General features: G+C 69.5%; 18 protein-coding genes. 9 read left to right on the forward strand and 9 right to left on the reverse strand.

The window, feature by feature from the left end; all coding sequences use genetic code 11:
• Positions 1 to 76, forward strand: a 76-nt coding sequence (locus WMK75_RS10480; protein WP_347267661.1) for a hypothetical protein, incomplete at its 5' end; no start/stop codon positions are given.
• 155 nt (positions 77 to 231) lie between these two features.
• Here WMK75_RS10480 and ruvB read toward each other — a convergent pair.
• The 4 genes from ruvB to ruvC are packed head-to-tail and all read right to left on the reverse strand — an operon-like array spanning position 232 to position 3344.
• The gene (gene ruvB / locus WMK75_RS10485) at positions 232 to 1257 is read right to left on the reverse strand and encodes a Holliday junction branch migration DNA helicase RuvB (RefSeq protein ID WP_347267624.1); all 1026 of its coding nucleotides are present in this window, start codon (positions 1255 to 1257) and stop codon (positions 232 to 234) included.
• A complete protein-coding gene (gene htpX / locus WMK75_RS10490) occupies positions 1254 to 2180 on the reverse strand; it encodes a zinc metalloprotease HtpX (RefSeq protein ID WP_347267625.1) in 927 nt (308 codons plus the stop codon). Before htpX ends, ruvB begins: the two co-directional genes overlap by 4 nt.
• A gap of 4 nt (positions 2181 to 2184) precedes the next feature.
• Positions 2185 to 2853, reverse strand: coding sequence for a Holliday junction branch migration protein RuvA (gene ruvA, locus WMK75_RS10495; protein ID WP_347267626.1), 669 nt, complete (start codon positions 2851 to 2853; stop codon positions 2185 to 2187).
• Positions 2850 to 3344: a crossover junction endodeoxyribonuclease RuvC gene (ruvC, locus tag WMK75_RS10500; protein ID WP_347267627.1), complete on the reverse strand. Its 495-nt coding sequence runs from the start codon at positions 3342 to 3344 to the stop codon at positions 2850 to 2852. Before ruvC ends, ruvA begins: the two co-directional genes overlap by 4 nt.
• Positions 3345 to 3467: 123 nt before the next feature.
• Here ruvC and WMK75_RS10505 point away from each other — a divergent pair, with 123 nt between their 5' ends.
• The 7 genes from WMK75_RS10505 to WMK75_RS10535 are packed head-to-tail and all read left to right on the forward strand — an operon-like array spanning position 3468 to position 10053.
• On the forward strand, positions 3468 to 6311 hold the full coding sequence (locus WMK75_RS10505) for a monovalent cation/H+ antiporter subunit A (RefSeq protein WP_347267628.1): 2844 nt from the start codon (positions 3468 to 3470) through the stop codon (positions 6309 to 6311).
• Positions 6311 to 6676: a Na+/H+ antiporter subunit C gene (locus tag WMK75_RS10510; protein WP_347267629.1), complete on the forward strand. Its 366-nt coding sequence runs from the start codon at positions 6311 to 6313 to the stop codon at positions 6674 to 6676. Before WMK75_RS10505 ends, WMK75_RS10510 begins: the two co-directional genes overlap by 1 nt.
• Complete coding sequence (locus WMK75_RS10515) at positions 6673 to 8262, forward strand: monovalent cation/H+ antiporter subunit D (RefSeq protein WP_347267630.1); 1590 nt, start codon at positions 6673 to 6675, stop codon at positions 8260 to 8262. Before WMK75_RS10510 ends, WMK75_RS10515 begins: the two co-directional genes overlap by 4 nt.
• A complete protein-coding gene (locus WMK75_RS10520; RefSeq protein WP_347267631.1) occupies positions 8259 to 8750 on the forward strand; it encodes a Na+/H+ antiporter subunit E in 492 nt (163 codons plus the stop codon). Before WMK75_RS10515 ends, WMK75_RS10520 begins: the two co-directional genes overlap by 4 nt.
• Positions 8747 to 9016, forward strand: coding sequence for a K+/H+ antiporter subunit F (locus WMK75_RS10525; RefSeq protein WP_347267632.1), 270 nt, complete (start codon positions 8747 to 8749; stop codon positions 9014 to 9016). Before WMK75_RS10520 ends, WMK75_RS10525 begins: the two co-directional genes overlap by 4 nt.
• A 14-nt stretch (positions 9017 to 9030) precedes the next feature.
• Positions 9031 to 9411: a Na+/H+ antiporter subunit G gene (locus WMK75_RS10530; RefSeq protein ID WP_347267633.1), complete on the forward strand. Its 381-nt coding sequence runs from the start codon at positions 9031 to 9033 to the stop codon at positions 9409 to 9411.
• A 57-nt stretch (positions 9412 to 9468) separates the two neighbouring features.
• On the forward strand, positions 9469 to 10053 hold the full coding sequence (locus WMK75_RS10535) for a CAP domain-containing protein (RefSeq protein WP_347267634.1): 585 nt from the start codon (positions 9469 to 9471) through the stop codon (positions 10051 to 10053).
• Positions 10054 to 10098: 45 nt separating this feature from the next.
• On the opposite strand, the gene dapA is transcribed toward WMK75_RS10535, so the two are convergent.
• The gene (gene dapA / locus WMK75_RS10540; RefSeq protein WP_347267635.1) at positions 10099 to 10974 is read right to left on the reverse strand and encodes a 4-hydroxy-tetrahydrodipicolinate synthase; all 876 of its coding nucleotides are present in this window, start codon (positions 10972 to 10974) and stop codon (positions 10099 to 10101) included.
• Between the two features lie 114 nt (positions 10975 to 11088).
• On the opposite strand from dapA, the gene WMK75_RS10545 reads away from it, so the two are divergent.
• On the forward strand, positions 11089 to 13212 hold the full coding sequence (locus WMK75_RS10545) for a lytic transglycosylase domain-containing protein (RefSeq protein WP_347267636.1): 2124 nt from the start codon (positions 11089 to 11091) through the stop codon (positions 13210 to 13212).
• Here WMK75_RS10545 and WMK75_RS10550 read toward each other — a convergent pair.
• The 4 genes from WMK75_RS10550 to WMK75_RS10565 all read right to left on the reverse strand — a co-directional run bounded on the left by WMK75_RS10550 (position 13154) and on the right by WMK75_RS10565 (position 17085).
• Entirely contained in the window at positions 13154 to 14089 is a 936-nt protein-coding gene (locus WMK75_RS10550; protein WP_347267637.1) for a DMT family transporter, read from the reverse strand. The genes WMK75_RS10545 and WMK75_RS10550 overlap by 59 nt on opposite strands.
• 86 nt (positions 14090 to 14175) lie before the next feature.
• Complete coding sequence (locus WMK75_RS10555; protein WP_347267638.1) at positions 14176 to 14964, reverse strand: inositol monophosphatase family protein; 789 nt, start codon at positions 14962 to 14964, stop codon at positions 14176 to 14178.
• A 61-nt stretch (positions 14965 to 15025) separates the two neighbouring features.
• Positions 15026 to 15727, reverse strand: coding sequence for a UTRA domain-containing protein (locus tag WMK75_RS10560; RefSeq protein WP_347267639.1), 702 nt, complete (start codon positions 15725 to 15727; stop codon positions 15026 to 15028).
• On the reverse strand, positions 15724 to 17085 hold the full coding sequence (locus WMK75_RS10565; RefSeq protein WP_347267640.1) for a formimidoylglutamate deiminase: 1362 nt from the start codon (positions 17083 to 17085) through the stop codon (positions 15724 to 15726). Before WMK75_RS10565 ends, WMK75_RS10560 begins: the two co-directional genes overlap by 4 nt.
• Between the last annotated feature and the right edge of the window lie 17 nt (positions 17086 to 17102).

A 17102-nucleotide genomic window follows, 5' to 3' on the forward strand; every position in this document is an offset into this window, starting at 1 on the left:
AGAGAAGCTGCGCTTCGCCATCCGCGAAGGCGGCCGCACCGTCGGCGCCGGCGTGGTGGCCAAGATCCTGAAGTAATTCAGCTCTTCATCGGGTGATCCCCTCGGGGATATCACGATGCCAGGCCCGCCCCGAAAGGGGCGGGCCTTTACATGCCGGGAAGGGGGGCGTCAGGCCGGGGCCATCCCGCCTTGCAGCATGGCGACATGCCGGCACGGGCGCGGGGCCGCAGTTCAGTCGTCGAACAGGCTGTCCTGGCTGCGCGGCGCGTCAAGGCCCAGGTGACGCCAGCCCAGCCGGGCCAGCATGCGCCCGCGCGGGGTGCGGCTGACCAGGCCCTGCTGCATCAGATAGGGTTCGATCACCTCCTCGATGGCGTCGCGGCTTTCCGAAAGCGCTGCCGAAAGCGTCTCGACCCCGACCGGGCCGCCGCCGTAATGCTCGGCGATCAGCGTCAGATAGCGGCGGTCGGCGCTGTCGAGGCCGATGTGGTCGACCCCCAGCCGGGTCAGGGCGGAATCCGCGATCGCGCGCGTCAGGCGGCCGTCGCCCTCGACCAGGGCAAAGTCGATGACCCGGCGCAGCAGCCTGCCGGCGATGCGCGGCGTGCCGCGGGCGCGGCGCGCGATCTCGCGCGTGCCCTCGGGCTCGGACGGGATGCCCAGAAGGCGGGCGCCGCGCGTCACGATCAGGTCAAGCTCGTCGATGGTGTAGAATTGCAGCCTTGTCGGGATGCCGAAACGGTCGCGCAGGGGCGTGGTCAAAAGGCCCAGCCGCGTGGTGGCGCCGACCAGGGTAAAGGGTTGCAATTCGATGCGGACGGTGCGCGCGGCGGGGCCCTCGCCGATCACCAGGTCCAGCTCGAAATCCTCCATCGCCGGGTAAAGGATTTCCTCGACCGCCGGGTTCATGCGGTGGATCTCGTCGATAAAGAGCACGTCGCGGGATTCCAGATTGGTCAGGATCGCCGCCAGATCGCCGGCGCGGGCCAGCACCGGCCCCGAGGTCATCTTGAAATTCACCCCCAGCTCGCGCGCCATGATCTGCGCCAGCGTGGTCTTGCCAAGGCCGGGGGGGCCGTGAAACAGCGTGTGGTCCATGGCCTGGCCGCGCATGCGCGCGCTTTCGATGAAGACGCGCAGATTGGCCCGCGCCTCGGCCTGGCCGACGAAATCCGAAAGCATCTGCGGGCGCATCGCGCGGTCCTCGCCGTCGCTCTCGATCGGTTCGGGGCGAAGCATCGGGTCGGGCTGGCTCATGCGCGGCCCCATGGCCCGGGGTCGGTGCCGCCGGTCCTGGGGATGCGCGAGGCGCCAAAGCCCGCGCCGGGATCCGCACTGCCGGCCATGGCGCGCAGCCGGGCGATGCGCTCCTCGGTGGCGGGATGGGTGGAAAACAGCCGGTCCATGCGCAGCCCGTGCAGGGGGTTCACGATGAACATGCTGGCCGAGGCCGGATTGCGTTCCGCGGCTGTATTCAGCACCTCGCCCGCCGCCCCGGAAATGCGCGCAAGCGCCGAGGCCAGCGCCAGCGGCTGGCCGCTGATCTCGGCGCCCAGCCGGTCGGCCTCGTATTCGCGGGCGCGCGAGATCGCCATCTGCACCATGCCTGCCGCCATGGGCGCGAAGATCATCGCGAGGATCCCCGCCAGCCCGCCGCCGCGATTGTCGTCGCGTCCGCCGAACAGGCTGGAAAACATCAGCATGTTGCCCAGCATGGCGATGGCGCCGGCCATGGTGGCGGTGACGGTCATGGTCAGGGTGTCGCGATGCCGGATATGGGCCAGCTCATGCGCGATCACCCCCGCCAGCTCGTCGCGGGTCAGCATCCCGATGAGGCCGCGGGTCACCGCGACGGCGGCGTTCTCGGGGTTGCGGCCGGTGGCGAAGGCATTGGGCTGTTCGGTTTCCAGCACATAGACCTTTGGCATGGGCAGGCCGGCGCGCTGCGCAAGTTCCGCGACCATGTCGACCAGTTGCGGCGCCTCGGCGCGGCCGACCTGCCGGGCGCCGTGCTGGCGCAGCACCAGCTTGTCGCTGTTCCACCAGGCGAACAGGTTGCCCGCTCCGGCCAGCACCAGGGCGAGCGCCATGCCGCCCTGGCCGCCGATCAGCCCGCCCATGGCCATCAGCAGTGCGGTCAGGGCGGCCATCAGCACGAAGGTGCGCAGGTTTCCGGTCATCTTGCTATTCCTTGGGGGCCAGAAGCCGCAGGGCGGCGCGGATCAAACCCGGCGTCGTGGCACCGGGTTCCCGGGTGGCGGCTTCGGCCACGGCCGCCGCGGCCTCGGCGGGGGCATAGCCGAGATTGCCCAAGGCCGAGAGCGCATCCGCCGTCACCTGCGCCGCGGCCGGCCGTGCCGGTGTCGGGACGGGAAGGGTGGATTGCGGGTCGGGGCCGGGTTCGGGCAGCGGGCCGGGATCGACGGTCAGCGCCCCGCCCAGCGCCATCACCGCCGGCGCCTTGTCCTTGAGTTCCATCGCCACGCGCTGCGCCAGTTTCGGGCCGACCCCGGGGGCCTTGCGCAGCGCCGACCAGTCGCCCAGTGCCAGCGCGCGCGCCAGCCCCTCGGGCCCCAGCGTGCCGAGGATCGCCAGCGCCACCCTGGCGCCCACCCCCTGCACCGAGACGAGCAGCCGGTGCCATTCCTTCTCCAGCAGCGTCGGAAAGCCGAAGAGCTGCAGCAGATCCTCGCGCACCATGAGTTCGGTATAAAGCGCCGTCGCCTGGCCGGCGGCGGGCAGGCCGGCGGCGGTGCGCTCGCTGACATGCACGATATAGCCGACGCCACGCACGTCGATCAGCACATGGTCCTGCGCCCGGTGCAGGATGATGCCGGCGATGCGCCCGATCATGCCGTCACCTTGAGGCGCAGGGCGCGGCCCTGGCTGTGATGGGCGTGGCAGATCGCCACCGCCAGCGCATCGGCGGCGTCCGGCCCGGCGAATTCCACCCCCGGCAGCATGAAGCGCACCATGTGCTGGATCTGTTCCTTGCCGGCATGGCCGACGCCGACCACCGCCTTCTTGACCGCATTCGGGGCGTATTCGCCGATCTCCAGCCCGGCCTCGGCCGGCGCCAGCAGGGCGATGCCGCGCGCCTGGCCCAGTTTCAGCGTGCCGGCCGCGTCCTTGTTGACGAAGGTCTGCTCGACCGCGGCCGAATCCGGCCGGTGCCGCGCGATCACCGCCGCAAGACCGCGATAAAGCGCCACCAGCCGCGGCCCCAGCGCCCCCGAGTCGGAATGGATGATACCGTTTTCCAGATGCCGCAGCCGCGGTCCGTCAACCGCGATCACGCCCCAGCCCATGTTGCGCAACCCGGGGTCTATGCCGATGATCTTCATGCCTCGTCCCTGCTTTTTGCAAATCGCTAGCACGAAAGGCGAACATCGCCTAGCGGCTTTGTCGGCGACTTGACAAGTGCCTTCACAGTTCCGAGAGAGGTGGTCAACCTTGGGAGGGGGAAAATGTCGCCTGCACTGATTGCCGTGCTGCCCTTCATCGGCGCGCTATTCCCCGGGCTGCTGATCCGCTCGGGACGCGCCGTCGCGGCGACGGCCTGCGCCACGGTGACCGGCATCGCGCTGCTGGGCCTGTGCCTGCACATCCCGGCCATCGTCGCGGGCGAGGCGGTCACCGCGCGGCTACAATGGCTGCCGGCGCTGGGGCTGAACGCGAATTTCCGCATTGACGGGCTGGGGCTGCTGTTCGGCATCCTGATCCTGGGCATCGGGCTGCTGATCATCCTCTATGCCCGGCACTATCTGTCGCGCCAGGATCCGGTCGGGCAGTTCTACTGCTATCTGATGCTGTTTCAGGGCGCGATGCTGGGCATCGTGCTGTCGGACAACATCCTGCTGCTGCTGGTGTTCTGGGAACTGACCTCGCTGTCGTCCTTCCTGCTGATCGGCTACTGGAAGCACCTGCCCGAGGGGCGGCAGGGCGCGCGCATGGCGCTGACCGTGACCGGCATGGGCGGGCTGGCGATGATCGCCGGCATGCTGATCCTGGGGCGCATCGCCGGCAGCTTTGACCTGGGCGACATCGTGCAGGCGCGCGAGGCGGTGCAGGCCAGCCCGCTTTACCTGCCGGCGCTGTTGCTGATCCTGCTGGGCGCCTTCAGCAAGTCGGCGCAGTTCCCGTTCCATTTCTGGCTGCCCCATGCCATGGCCGCGCCAACGCCGGTCTCGGCCTATCTGCATTCCGCGACCATGGTGAAGGCCGGGCTGTTCTTGATGGCGCGGCTCTGGCCGGTGCTGTCGGGCACGCCGGAATGGTTCTATCTGGTCGCCACCACCGGGCTGGTGACCATGGTGCTGGGCGCCTGGATCGCGCTGTTCCGCGACGACCTGAAATCGCTGCTGGCATTCTCCACCGTCTCGCATCTGGGGCTGGTCACCATGCTGCTGGGTTTCGGCACCGAGGCGGCGGCGGTGGCGGCGGTGTTTCACATCATCAACCACGCCACCTTCAAGGCGGCGCTGTTCATGGTCGCCGGCATCGTCGACCATGAGGCCGGCACGCGCTCGATCGCGCGGCTCGGGGGGCTGCGGCGGCTGATGCCGGTGACCTGCGCCATCGGCACGATCACCGCGCTGTCCATGGCCGGGATCCCGCCGCTGAACGGCTTCCTGACCAAGGAGCTGATGCTTGAGGCGGCGACGCAGGCCAGCTGGCAGGGCAGCGGCTGGCTGATGGCGGCCATGGCCACGCTGGGCGCGGCCTTTTCGGTCGGCTATTCGCTGCGCTTCCTGTGGCAGGTCTTTGCCGGCCCGCCGCGTCACGACTATCCGCACCATCCGCATGATCCGGGCTTTGGCCTCTGGGCGGCGCCGGGGCTGCTGGCGGTGCTGGTGGTGGCGATCGGGCTCTTTCCCAACGCGCTGACCCTGTGGCTGGTCGAGGCCGCGGCCGGCGCCGTCACCGGCGCGCAACCGCACCCGCATTTCGCGCTGTGGCACGGGGTGACGCCGGCGCTGCTGCTGTCGGTACTGGCGGTGGCGGGCGGCGTGGCGCTGCTGGTGGCGAACCCGCGCATGCACGCGCTGCGCGACCGGGTGGCGCGGCCCGATGCCAAGCGCATCTTCGAGGGGCTCTGCGCGATCAGCACCTGCCTGTCGCAGGCCTTCACCGAGCGGCTGACCAACGGCTCGATGGCGCGGGCGCTGGCGGCCTTCACCCTGACCGTGGTGCTGTGCGGTCTCTGGGCCTTCTCGACCGGCGCCTATCCCGGGGCGACGCGGCCGATGCTGCCGATCCAGCCGGTGCCGCTGGTCGGCTGGCTGGCGCTGATGGTGGCGACCTGCGTCATGGTCTCGGTGCATCGCCGGCGCATCCTGGCTCTGGTGCTGGTGGGCATCATCGGGCTGATGGTCTCAGTGGGCTTCATCTATCTTTCCGCCCCGGACCTGGCGCTGACCCAGATCTCGGTCGAGGTGGTGACGGTGATGCTGCTGCTCTTGGCGTTGAACTTCCTGCCCAAGCTGACCCATGTGGAAAGCCGCGACCGCAGGCGGGCCATGGATGCCTTTGTCGCCACGCTGGCCGGGCTTGGCTTCGGGGCGCTGGCCTATGTCGTGATGCGCTCGGACCCGGCCTTCCCGTCGATCGCCGGCTACATGCTGGCCAACAGCCACAGTCTGGGCGGCGGCGACAATGTGGTGAACGTGATTCTGGTCGATTTCCGCGGCTATGACACATTCGGCGAGATCACCGTGCTGGGCATCGCCGCCCTGACCATCTTCGCCCTGACCGAGACGCTGCTGGTCGGCGCCAGCGGCAAGCGGCTGCGCAACTGGGTCCATGACAGCCGCCGCGCCGGCGACCGTCACCCGCTGCTGCTGGTGGTAGCGACGCGGCTGGTGCTGCCGATCACGCTGGTGGTCGGGCTCTATATCTTCCTGCGCGGGCACAACGCGCCGGGCGGCGGCTTCATCGCCGGCCTGGTGGTGTCGATCGCGCTTCTGTCGCAATACATGGCCTCGGGCTTTGTCTGGGCGCAAGAGCGGCAGAAGATCAACTATCACGCGCTGATCGGCGCCGGCGTCATCGCCGCGGGCATCACCGGGCTGGGCGCCTGGTTTGCGGGCCTGCCCTTCCTGACCTCGACTTATGGCTATGTGAAGCTGCCCGGGCTCGAGGAATTCGAACTGGCCTCGGCCATGGGCTTTGACCTTGGCGTGTTCCTGTGCGTGCTGGGCGCGGTGATGCTGGCGCTGAACTCGCTCTCGCGCATCTCGCGGCAGGCCGGAGAGACGGTGAACCGCCATCCGATCGACATCGACCCCAGCACCGGACCGAGGCAAGGCTGATGGAACTTCTGCTGGCAAGCGCAATTGGCATGCTGACCGCGGCCGGGGTCTATCTGATCCTGCGGCTGCGTACCTTCGCGGTGGTGCTGGGCATGACCATGCTCAGCTATGCGATCAACCTGTTCCTGTTCTCGAGCGGGCGGCTGGTGGTCAATGCGCCGCCGATCCTCAGCAAGAGTGCGACCGCCTATACCGACCCGCTGCCGCAGGCGCTGGTGCTGACCGCGATCGTGATCTCCTTCGGCATGACGGCGGTGGTGGTGATGATGGCGCTGGGGGCTTTCCTCGAGGGCGGCGACGACCGCGTGGACATGCCGCGCGCCGACCGCATCCCGCCGCTGCAGGGCAAGGACCGCGACGCATGAGCCATCTGATCATCGCCCCCGTGGTCCTGCCCGCCGTCATCGGGCCGCTGATCATCATGTGGATGCGCAACGACCTGATGCTGCAGCGGGTGTTTTCCGTCGGCGCCACGGCGCTGCTGGTGGTGGTCGGGCTGTACCTGCACGCACTGGCCGGCAGCGGCGAGGTGCAGGTCTATCGCCTGGGCAACTGGGCGGCGCCCTTCGGCATCGTGCTGATGCTGGACCGGCTGTCGGCGCTGATGGTGCTGCTGACCGCGGTGCTGGCGCTGGTGGTGCAGCTTTACGCCGTGGGCTCGGGCTGGGACCGCAAGGGCTGGCATTTCCATGCCCTGTGGCAATTCCAGCTGATGGGCGTCTGCGGTGCCTTCCTGACCGGCGACGCCTTCAACCTGTTCGTGTTCTTCGAGGTGCTGCTGATCGCCAGCTACGGGCTGATGATCCATGGCGGCGGCGAGATGCGGCTGCGCGCCGGTGTGCAATACATCGCCTACAACCTGGCGGGCTCGACGCTGTTTCTGGTGGCGCTGGGGGTGCTCTATGCCGTGACCGGCACGCTGAACATGGCCGACATGGCGGCGCGTGTGGCGCAGATGCCGGCCAGCGACACGGCGCTGCTGCGCGCCGGCGCGGTGCTTCTGATGCTGGTCTTTGCCGTCAAGGCGGCGCTGGTGCCGCTGCATTTCTGGCTGCCCGCGACCTATGCCAATGCGCCGGGGCCGGTGGCGGCGCTGTTTGCCATCATGACCAAGGTGGGGGTCTATGGCATCATCCGCTTCTTTACCCTGGTGTTTCCGCAGGACGCGGTGATCGAGACCGTGGTCATGGACCTTCTGGCGCCGGCGGCGCTGTTCACGCTGGCCATCGGCCAGATCGGCATCCTCGGCACGCGCCATATCGGTCGGCTGGCGGCCTTCGCGGCCATCGGCTCGATCGGGACGCTGATGATCGCGGTGGCGCAGTTCACCCCGCAGGCGACGGCGGCGGCGATCTATTACCTGCTGCATTCGACGCTGTCGGCGGGGGCGCTGTTTCTGATCGTGGACATGATCGGGGCGCGGCGCGGCGATCTGTGGCTGCGGCCGGCGGCGGTGATGCCGGGGCAGGGGCTGATCGCGGCGCTGTTCTTTGCCATCGCCATCGCGGTGGTCGGGCTGCCGCCCTTCTCGGGCTTCGTGGGCAAGCTGCTGGTGATGCAGGCGGTGCAGGACAGCGCCAGCGTGGCGCTGATCTGGACCACGATCCTGGTCAGTTCGCTGATCGCGCTTTACGGCATGACGCGGGCGGGCTCGCTGCTGTTCTGGAAGGGCCAGGGGCTGCCGGTCCCGGCCCGGCCCGTGCCGGCCGCGCCGCCGCGCCCCGGCCCGATCGCGCCCCGGTTGGAACCCGGGGAACTGGTCCAGGACCTTGGCGACGCGCCGGCGCCCTGGCTGGCATTCGCCGCCGTGGCGCTGCTCATCGCGGGCATCGTGGCGCTGACCGTGCTGGCCGGACCGGCGATGGAGATGGCGCAGGCCGTGGCCGCGCAGCTGCATGAGCCCTCGGCCTATCTCTCGGCCGTGCTCGACGCGCAGGAGGGGGTGAAATGATCCGCCGCATCTTTCCCCATCCCTGGCTTTCACTGGTGCTGATGCTGGTCTGGCTGGGGTTGGTCAATCGCTGGGCCTGGGGTTCGCTGGTCTTTGCCGCGATCATCGGCATCGTGCTGCCGCTGATGACCGCGCCCTACTGGCCGGGGGCGCATGGCTTCAGCCGCCCGGGCAAGGTGCCGGCCTATCTGGCGATCGCGCTGCATGACATCGTCAAGGCCAATTTCTCGGTGGCGCGCGTCGTGCTGTTCACCCCGCGCCGGGCGCTGCAGCCCGCCTGGATCACCGTGCCGCTGGAACTGCGCCGCCCCGAGGCCATCGCCGCGCTCGCCGGCACCATCACCCTGACCCCCGGCACGGTCAGCTGCGACCTGGCCGAGGACGGGCGCGCGCTCTTGGTGCATTGCCTGCACGCACCCGACCCGGAGGGGGTCCTCGACGAGATCAAGACCCGCTACGAGGCCCGGTTGAAGGAGATCTTCGAATGATCGCTTACGCGCTGCTCTTTGCCTATGCCTGTTTTGGCCTCGCGCTGCTGCTTTGCCTTTACCGGGTGGTCTTTGCGCCCGCCCTGTCGGACCGGGTGCTGGCGCTGGACACGATGGCGCTCAACATGATCGCGCTGCTGACGCTGTTTGGCATCGACAAGGGCACGACGATCTATTTCGAGGCCTCGCTGCTGTTTGCCATGGTCGGGTTCATCTCGACCGTGGCCTATGCGAAATTCGTCCTGCGCGGCGACATCATCGAATAGGTCGGGACATGGGCATGATCGTGGAATTCGTCGTCTCGGTGCTGCTGGTCGCGGGGGGATTCTTCGGCTTTGTCGGCTCCTACGGGCTGGTCAAGCTGCCAGACCCGATGACGCGGCTGCATGCGCCGACCAAATCGGCGACACTGGGGGTGGGGGCGGTGCTGATCGCCTCGCTGATCTGGTTTCCGGTTCACCACGGGCAGCTGACCTGGCACGAGCTGCTGATCACGCTGTTTCTGTTCCTGACTGCGCCGATCACCGGCTATTTCATCGCCAAGGCGAACATGCACCTGAACTGGCACCCACAGGAGATCCCTCCGCCGTCACCGAATACGGTCTGGGCGACCTACGCCCCGGCCGATTCCGTGCCACCGCAAGTCGACAGGAAGGGGTAAGCCGGCGCCCGCGACCGGCAGTTTGCGTCAGTGTTAACGATTGTTGCTGGAGGGTACATGAAGACGCTTGTTTCACTTGCTGTCCTGGTTCTGGCCGCCGGTTGTGTGCCGCAGACATCGCCCGATCTGGGGGTGGCGACGGTTTCCACCTCGTCCGACATGCCCAAAGGCATCCGGCACGCCGATGGCCAGGCACCTGTAATGGTCTCGGTCACCGGCCAGGCACGGTGTCAGGGGCTGACGCCCGCGCAGAACGCCTATGCGCTGGGGCATGTCAATACGTTGCGTGCCTCGGCCGGGCTGGCGCCCTTGCGGCTGGAGAGCCGGCTGCAGCAGGCGGCCGAACAGCAGGCCTGCGACATGGCGGCGCGCGGGGTGATGGAGCATCGCGGCTCGGCCTCGACCGGGCCCAAGATGCGGGCCAAGCGCCTGGGCTACAGGCCGCGCATCATCGCCGAGAACATCGCCGCCGGCGCGACCTCGCTCTTTGGGGTCGAGGGCACGATGCAGGCATGGACCGGCTCGTCCAAGCATCGCGCCAACATGCTGCTGCGCCAGGCCCGGGACATGGGCATCGGCCATGCCAAGTCGCCCGATGGCCGCGTCAGCTACTGGTCGGCGGTCTTTGCCGCCTCGAAATAGGCCGGCAATGCGAAAGGCCGCCCGGGAGGCGGCCTTTGGGCGGGTTCAGATCAGCCCGGCATGGGCAAGTGCCGCGTCAATGCGCGCGCGCGTGGGCGGGGTCAGGCCGACCAGCGGCAGGCGCACGCGGTCGCTGCACAGGCCCAGCCGCGACATGGCGTATTTCGCCCCCGCGACCCCCGGCTCAAGGAAAATCGCCACATGCAGCGGCATCAGCCGGTCCTGGTATTCCAGCGCGCGCGCATAGTCGCCGGCCAGCGTCGCCTGCTGGAACTCGGCGCAAAGCTTTGGCGCCACATTGGCCGTGACCGAGATGCAGCCGCGCCCGCCCTGGGCGTTGAAGCCAAGCGCGGTCGCGTCCTCGCCCGACAGCTGGATGAAATCGGCGCCGCAGGCGGCGCGCTGCATCGACACGCGCTCAAGCCTGCCGGTGGCGTCCTTGACCCCGACGATGCGCGGCAGTTTTGCCAGTTCGCCCATGGTCTCGGGCATCATGTCGATGACCGAGCGGCCGGGGATGTTGTAGATGATGATCGGCAGGTCGCTGGCGTCGTGCAGCGCGGTGAAATGCGCGATCAGCCCCTCCTGCGTCGGCTTGTTGTAATAGGGCGTCACCACCAGCGCGGCATCGGCGCCCGCGGCCTGGGCGTGCTGCACAAGGCCCACGCCCTCGCGCGTCGAGTTCGAGCCGGCGCCGGCGATGACCGGGATGCGGCCGGCGGCCAGGCGCACGACCTCCTCGACCACCAGGCGATGCTCGTCATGGCTCAGCGTCGGGCTTTCGCCGGTGGTGCCGACCGGCACCAGGCCGTGGCTGCCCTGCTCGACATGCCAGGTGACAAGCTTTTCCAGCGCGGGGAGATCCAGCTCCCCGTCCGGGGTGAAGGGCGTGACCAGCGCGGGCAGCGAGCCTTTGAACATGTGGGTATCCTGAGTTTGACCTATACCGCGCCATACATGCGCCGCACGCGATTGCCAAGGATGTGAGTTGCGCCCCGGCGGGAAACCCGCAGAACTGGGGCCATGAGACATGCGATGCGCCCCAGGATCCTTTTGGCCGTGCTGGCCCTTGCCGCAAGCCTTGGCACACCGGCCCGGGCCGAGGATGCCGGGCAGCTGGCGCAGGCGCTGGCCGCGGCCGGCCGGCGCGACTGGCCGGCGGCGACGGCTCTGGCCGCGGCCTCGGGGCCGGTCTCCAGCGATCTGATCGGGTGGCAGCGGCTGCGCGCCGGGCAGGGCAGCTGGCCCGAATACCGCGACTTTGCCGCCCGCAACCGCGACTGGCCGGGGATGGCGCTGTTCTGGAAGCGGGGCGATGCGCTGCTGACGCCGGACCTGCCGCCCGCCGAGGTCATCACCTGGTTTGGCGCGCGCCGGCCCGACACACTGGCGGGCGTCATGGCGCTGGTCGCGGCGCTTTGGCCCGGCGACCCCGAGGCCGCCCGCGCCGAGGCCCGGCGCTTCTGGACGGAACAGGCGTTGGGCAAGGCCGATGCCGATGCCTTTCTGGCGGCGCATGGCGATCAGGTGGCGGATCTGCATGATGCGCGGCTGATGCGGCTGCTGGACCTGGGGGAATGGCAGGCGGCGCAGCTGGCGCTGCCGCTGGCCTCGGCCCCGGCGCAGGCGCTGGGCCGGGCGCGACTGGCGCTGCAATCGGGCCAGAGCGGGGTCGATGCGCTGATCCTGGCGCTGCCCGAGGGCCAGCGCGCCGATGCCGGCCTGGCGCTGGACCGCTTTCGCTGGCGGGTCTGGGCCAAGCTGCCGGATCTGGCGCAGGATCTGATGCTGGAACGCTCGACCAGCGCCGAGGCGCTGCGCGACCCCGCGGCCTGGGCCGGCAAGCGCGCCGATTACGCGCGCGCGGCGCTGCGCCGCGGCGACTGGGGATTGGCCGAGCGTCTGGCCGCCGGACATTTCCTGGCCCCCGGCAGCGATGCCTTTTCCGATCTGGAATGGCTGGCCGGCTATGCGGCGCTGCGCGGTGGCGCCAGCGACCGGGCGCTGGGGCATTTCCGGGCGCTGGAACAGGCGGTGGCCAGCCCGATCTCGCTGTCACGGGCGCTTTACTGGCAGGGCCGGGCGCTGGAGGCCGCAGGCCAGCAAGCCGGCGCCGGCGCCGCCCTGGCGCGTGCGGCGCAGTTCCAGTCCGCCTGGTATGGGCAACTGGCGGCCGAGCGGCTGGGCCTGGCGATGCAGCCGGCGCTGGCCGGGGCGGGCGCCGACGGCAGCGACCTGCCGGAATGGCGCGGCAGCGCGCTGCGCCAGCAGCCGCTGTGGCAGGCCGGGGTCTGGCTGATCGCCGCGGGCGATCCCGACCAGGGCCAGCGCTTTCTGATGCAACTGGCCGAAAGCGCCGCGCCCGAGGACATCGGCCGCATGGCGCGGATGATGCTGGAAATGCGCCTGCCCTGGCACGCGCTGCGCCTGGCCAAGGCCGCCGCCGGCAAGGGCGTGGTCTATCCCGCCGCCTATTTCCCGCTGACCGGGCTGGAGCGGGCCGATCTGGGCCTGCCGCCCGAACTGGTCATGGCCATCGCCCGGCGCGAGAGCGAGTTCAACCATGCCGTCGCCTCGCATGCCGGGGCGCTGGGGCTGATGCAGGTCATGCCCGACACCGCCCGCGCCATGGCGCGACGCCTGGGCGAGCCCTTTGACCAGCCGCGGCTGACCCGGGACGCGGCCTATAACGCCCGGCTGGGCGCGGCCTATCTGGCCGGGCTGCGCCAGCGCTTTGGCCCCTCGATCGCGCTGGTGGCGGCGGGCTACAATGCCGGACCGGGACGTTCGGCGCGCTGGCTCGAGGATTTTGGCGACCTGCGCGACCGCGCCGATCCTGTGGACTGGGTCGAGATGATCCCCTTCGACGAGACGCGCAACTATGTCATGCGCGTGGCCGAGGCGCTGCCGGTCTATCGCGCCCGCATCAAGGGCGAACCGGTGCCGCTGGTGCCCAGCTGGGACCTGACCGGGGGCGGCATCAGGCCGGCGCCGGTGCCGCCGCCGCTGCGGCTGGCGGCCTCGGCGCGGCCGGCGATGTCGGCGCGGGCGCTGACGGCCTATGCCGCGGGCGGTGTGCTGGCCGAGGTGCTGGGCCCGCCTAGGGGGCCCGATCCTGCCGCGCCGCCCGCTCGCGCTGCAGCCCCCGCCACCAGGTGAACAGCCCGGCAGAGATCACAATGGTGCCGCCCACCACCACATTCGGCGCCAGGGTCTCGCCAAAGATGGTAACGCCGAACAGGCTGATCCAGACCAGCTGCGTATAGGAGAACGGCTGCAGGCTTGAGGCTTCGGCCAGTTCATAGGCCTTGATCAGAAGGTAATGCCCGATCACCGCCGTGCAGCACAGCAATAATAGCCAGGGGATGTCATGCGCGGCGACGCTCTGCCAGTGCCAGATGCCGACCAGTGTGATGGCAATGCAGCCGGTGATCCCGGTCCAGAAGAAGCTGACCATGGCCGGGTCGTCGCGCGCCACCAGCCGCGTCATCAGGCTGTAGACGGCAAACATCAGCGCGCCCAGGAAGGGCAGGGCGGCATCGGCGCGAAACACCCCCGCCGTCGGGTCCAGCACGATGAGGATGCCCAGAAAACCCGCCGCCACCGCCAGCCAGCGCCGCCAGCCGACGCGCTCGCCCAGGATCGGGCCCGAGAGCGCCGAGATCAGCAGCGGATAGCAGGCAAAGACCGCATGGGTGTTGATCAGCCCCAGCCGCACGAAGGCCTCGATGGTGACCACCACCTCGGCCACCAGCAGCACGCCGCGCGCGGTCTGCAAGAACGGCCGGCGCGACTGCAGCACCCTGGAGAGTCCGCCGGCGCTGCGTGCGCAAAGCAGCGTCACGAAGACGGCAAAGAACCAGTAGCGCAGCATGATCACGAAGATCGGCGAATATTGCGCACCGAGATAGCGCGAAACCCCGTCCTGCGCGGCAAAGATCAGGCTGGCGGCACAGATCATCAGGATCGCCGTGCCCTGGCGGTCGGCGTGGGGCGGGGCAGGTGCCGGCGATGCGGTCTGGCGGGGCTCTGGCATGGCAGGATTCCAGGCTGGGATGCCCGGTCCTGCGCCGCCACCTGGGAAAGGTCAAGCGCGGTTCAGCCGCGCTGCCGCACGAAGTATCAGTCGCGCTGGCGCACGATGCCGGCGAATTCGTCCCAGATCTGTGGGTTGCCGGCGACGATGGCGCCGGTTTCCAGCGGGCTTTCCTCGGTCCGGATCGATTCGGCGAAACCGCCGGCCTCCTTGACCAGCAGGATGCCGGCCGCCATGTCCCAGGGCTTGAGCCCGCGTTCCCAGTAGCCCTCGTAGCGGCCGCAGGCGACATAGGCCAGGTCAAGCGAGGCCGCGCCCCAGCGGCGCACGCCGGCGGTAACCGGCATCAGCCGGCTGAGGTCGCGCATGCTGGCGGGCAGGGTGGGGCGCCCGGCAAAGGGGATGCCGGTGGCAAAGATCGATTCGATCATCTGCCGGCGGGCGGAAACCCGGATGCGGCGGTCGTTCAGGAAGGCGCCGTCGCCACGCTCGGCGGTGAACAGCTCGTCCTTGGCGGCATCGAAGACCACGGCGGCGACGATCTCGCCCTTGTGCTCCAGCGCGATGGAGACCGCCCAATGCGGCAGGCCGTGCAGGAAATTGGTGGTGCCGTCCAGCGGATCGACGATCCAGCGCCGGGTCGGGTCCTCGCCGGCCTCCTCGCCGGTTTCCTCGCCGATCCAGCCATAGTTCGGGCGCGCGGCGCGCAGTTCTTCCTTGACGATGCGCTCGGCCTCGCGGTCGGCGCGGCTGACGAAATCGCCGGCGCCCTTGACCGAGACCTGTAGGTTCTCGACCTCGCGAAAGTCCTTGACGAGGCTGCGGCCCGCCTTGCGCGCGGCCTTGATCATGATGTTGAGATTGGCGCTGGCCATGGGGGTTCCTTTTTGGGATTGGCGCCGTCTTAGGCCAAGGCGGGGAAAAAGTGAAGCGGGGCTAGGGCGTGGCGATCATCTGATAGCCGGGGTGGAAGGCCAGCCTGACCGAGGTGATGGCGCCGAGGTCGTTCCAGGTGGTGCGCTGCAGGATCAAGAGCGCCGTGCCCTGCCGGGTCTGCAGCAGGCGCGCGTCGCGGGCGCTGGCGTTTTCCGCCGAAAAGGCCATCTCCGCGCGCGACCAGGGGAAATTGCGCACCAGCCATTCGTTCGGGCTGCTGCGGCGGAAATCGACGCTGTCGGCACCGGGGGCCGCCGCCGGGTTCAGCCAGCGGTCCTCGAGCTGAAAGGGCCGCGCGTCGCCCAGATGCACGGTGCGCAGGTGGATCAGCCGCTGCCCCTCGGGCAGGGCCATGCGCGCGGCGACCCCCGCTGGCAGCGGGCTGAGCTTTTGCGCCACGATGCGGTGGCTGTATTCCATGCCCGCCTGCTCGATCTGTTCGCGCACGATGGGGATGGTCAGCGTCGCCTTGCGCGCCGGGTTCACCGTGACATGGGTGCCGGCGCGGCGGCGGCGCTCCAGCAGCCCCTCATCGGCCAGAAGTTGCAGCGCCTTGTTCACCGTGGCCCTGGCGACGCCGAATTCGATGGCAAGCTCGGCCTCGTCGGGGATGCGGTCGCCCTGGCGCCATTCGCGGTCGACGATGCGGCGGCGGACCTCGCTGCTGATGGCCTGGGCCTTGGAGGCGGGACGCTCGCTCACATGCGGGCCTGGACGCGGGCGATGGTCGCCAGATAGTCGGCGGTGATGCGGTCGTGGTCGCGGTGCCGGCCGGCGCTGACCAGATGGCGGCCGGCGGACCAGACATCGCTGATCAGCCCGTCATGGCCGGCAAAGATCAGGCTGTCGACAAGCTGATCGCCCGCGCGCCCGGCCATGACCGGATTGGCCAGATCGACGGCGCAGAGATCGGCCCAGAGCCCGGGCGCGATCGCCCCGGTGTCGCGCCCCGCCGCGCTGGCGCCGCCGTCGAGCCCGGCCTCGTAGATCACCCTTCCGGTCGAGCGCTCGGGCGTGGCCAGGATCGCGCGGCCGCGGTCGCGCAGGCGCTGGCTGTATTCCAGGGTGCGCAGCTCCTCGGTCAGCGAGATGCGGATATTGCTGTCCGAGCCGAAGCCGTAGCGGCCCCCGGCCTCGGCCCAGCCGGTGCCGTTGAAGATGCCGTCGCCAAGGCTCGATTCGGTGATCGGGCACAGGCCGGCGGTGGCGCCGGTGGCGGCAAGGCGGCGGGTTTCGTCCTCGGTCATGTGGGTCAGGTGGATCAGGGTCCAGCGCCGGTCGGGGGCGAAATTCTCCAGCAGCCATTCGACCGGGCGGCGGCCATAGGCGGCGCTGATTTCCTCGATCTCGGGGACCTGCTCGGCCAGGTGCATGTGCAGCGGCCGCGTGGGGCGCAGTTCGGTGCAGGCCCGCAGCCCCTCGGGCGAGACCGCGCGCAGGCTGTGCGGCGCCACGCCGATGCCGGCGTCAGGGGGCAGATGCGCCAGCGCGGCTTCGGATGCCTCCAGCAGGCGCTGGAACGTCTCGGGATCGGTGCCGAAGCGGTTCTGGCCCGGGGCCAGCGCGCGCCGGTCCACGCCGCCGAACTGGTAATGCACCGGCAAGAGCGTCAGGCCGATGCCGGTGCGGCTGGCAGCGGCGGCGACGCGTTCGGCCATTTCCGCGATATTGTCGTAATGCCCGCCGCCGGGGCGGTGGTGCAGATAGTGGAACTCGACATTGGTGGCATAGCCGGCCTCCAGCATCTCCATCTGCACCAGCGCGGCGATGGGTTCGATGTCCTCGGGGGTCAGGTGGTCGAGGAAGCGATACATGATCCGGCGCCAGGTCCAGAAGGTGTCGCGCGGCTCGGGGCCCTTGCTTTCCGACAGGCCGGCCATGGCGCGCTGGAAGGCGTGGGAATGCAGGTTCGCCAGCGCCGGCAGCAGCAGGCCGACGCGCCGGCCCTCGGGCGCGGCGCCGGTTTCCACCGCCGCGATTCGGCCCCGGTCCAGCGTCACGCAGGTATTTTCCGCCCAGCCATCGGGCAGCAAGGCCCGCTCTGCCCAGATCTTTTCCATGCCGTCGCCCTTTGCTG

It is taken from the genome of Paracoccus sp. (in: a-proteobacteria), assembly GCF_039808215.1.
GTDB lineage: Bacteria > Pseudomonadota > Alphaproteobacteria > Rhodobacterales > Rhodobacteraceae > Paracoccus.

What these genes read in the sequence shown, in the direction of transcription:
- ruvB (WP_347267624.1), bottom strand. Translation starts at nt 1,257, where the DNA reads ATGAGCCAGCCCGACCCGATGCTTCGCCCCGAACCGATCGAGAGCGAC.
- htpX (WP_347267625.1), bottom strand. Translation starts at nt 2,180, where the DNA reads ATGACCGGAAACCTGCGCACCTTCGTGCTGATGGCCGCCCTGACCGCA.
- ruvA (WP_347267626.1), bottom strand. Translation starts at nt 2,853, where the DNA reads ATGATCGGGCGCATCGCCGGCATCATCCTGCACCGGGCGCAGGACCAT.
- ruvC (WP_347267627.1), bottom strand. Translation starts at nt 3,344, where the DNA reads ATGAAGATCATCGGCATAGACCCCGGGTTGCGCAACATGGGCTGGGGC.
- WMK75_RS10505 (WP_347267628.1), top strand. Translation starts at nt 3,468, where the DNA reads ATGTCGCCTGCACTGATTGCCGTGCTGCCCTTCATCGGCGCGCTATTC.
- WMK75_RS10510 (WP_347267629.1), top strand. Translation starts at nt 6,311, where the DNA reads ATGGAACTTCTGCTGGCAAGCGCAATTGGCATGCTGACCGCGGCCGGG.
- WMK75_RS10515 (WP_347267630.1), top strand. Translation starts at nt 6,673, where the DNA reads ATGAGCCATCTGATCATCGCCCCCGTGGTCCTGCCCGCCGTCATCGGG.
- WMK75_RS10520 (WP_347267631.1), top strand. Translation starts at nt 8,259, where the DNA reads ATGATCCGCCGCATCTTTCCCCATCCCTGGCTTTCACTGGTGCTGATG.
- WMK75_RS10525 (WP_347267632.1), top strand. Translation starts at nt 8,747, where the DNA reads ATGATCGCTTACGCGCTGCTCTTTGCCTATGCCTGTTTTGGCCTCGCG.
- WMK75_RS10530 (WP_347267633.1), top strand. Translation starts at nt 9,031, where the DNA reads ATGATCGTGGAATTCGTCGTCTCGGTGCTGCTGGTCGCGGGGGGATTC.
- WMK75_RS10535 (WP_347267634.1), top strand. Translation starts at nt 9,469, where the DNA reads ATGAAGACGCTTGTTTCACTTGCTGTCCTGGTTCTGGCCGCCGGTTGT.
- dapA (WP_347267635.1), bottom strand. Translation starts at nt 10,974, where the DNA reads ATGTTCAAAGGCTCGCTGCCCGCGCTGGTCACGCCCTTCACCCCGGAC.
- WMK75_RS10545 (WP_347267636.1), top strand. Translation starts at nt 11,089, where the DNA reads ATGCGCCCCAGGATCCTTTTGGCCGTGCTGGCCCTTGCCGCAAGCCTT.
- WMK75_RS10550 (WP_347267637.1), bottom strand. Translation starts at nt 14,089, where the DNA reads ATGCCAGAGCCCCGCCAGACCGCATCGCCGGCACCTGCCCCGCCCCAC.
- WMK75_RS10555 (WP_347267638.1), bottom strand. Translation starts at nt 14,964, where the DNA reads ATGGCCAGCGCCAATCTCAACATCATGATCAAGGCCGCGCGCAAGGCG.
- WMK75_RS10565 (WP_347267640.1), bottom strand. Translation starts at nt 17,085, where the DNA reads ATGGAAAAGATCTGGGCAGAGCGGGCCTTGCTGCCCGATGGCTGGGCG.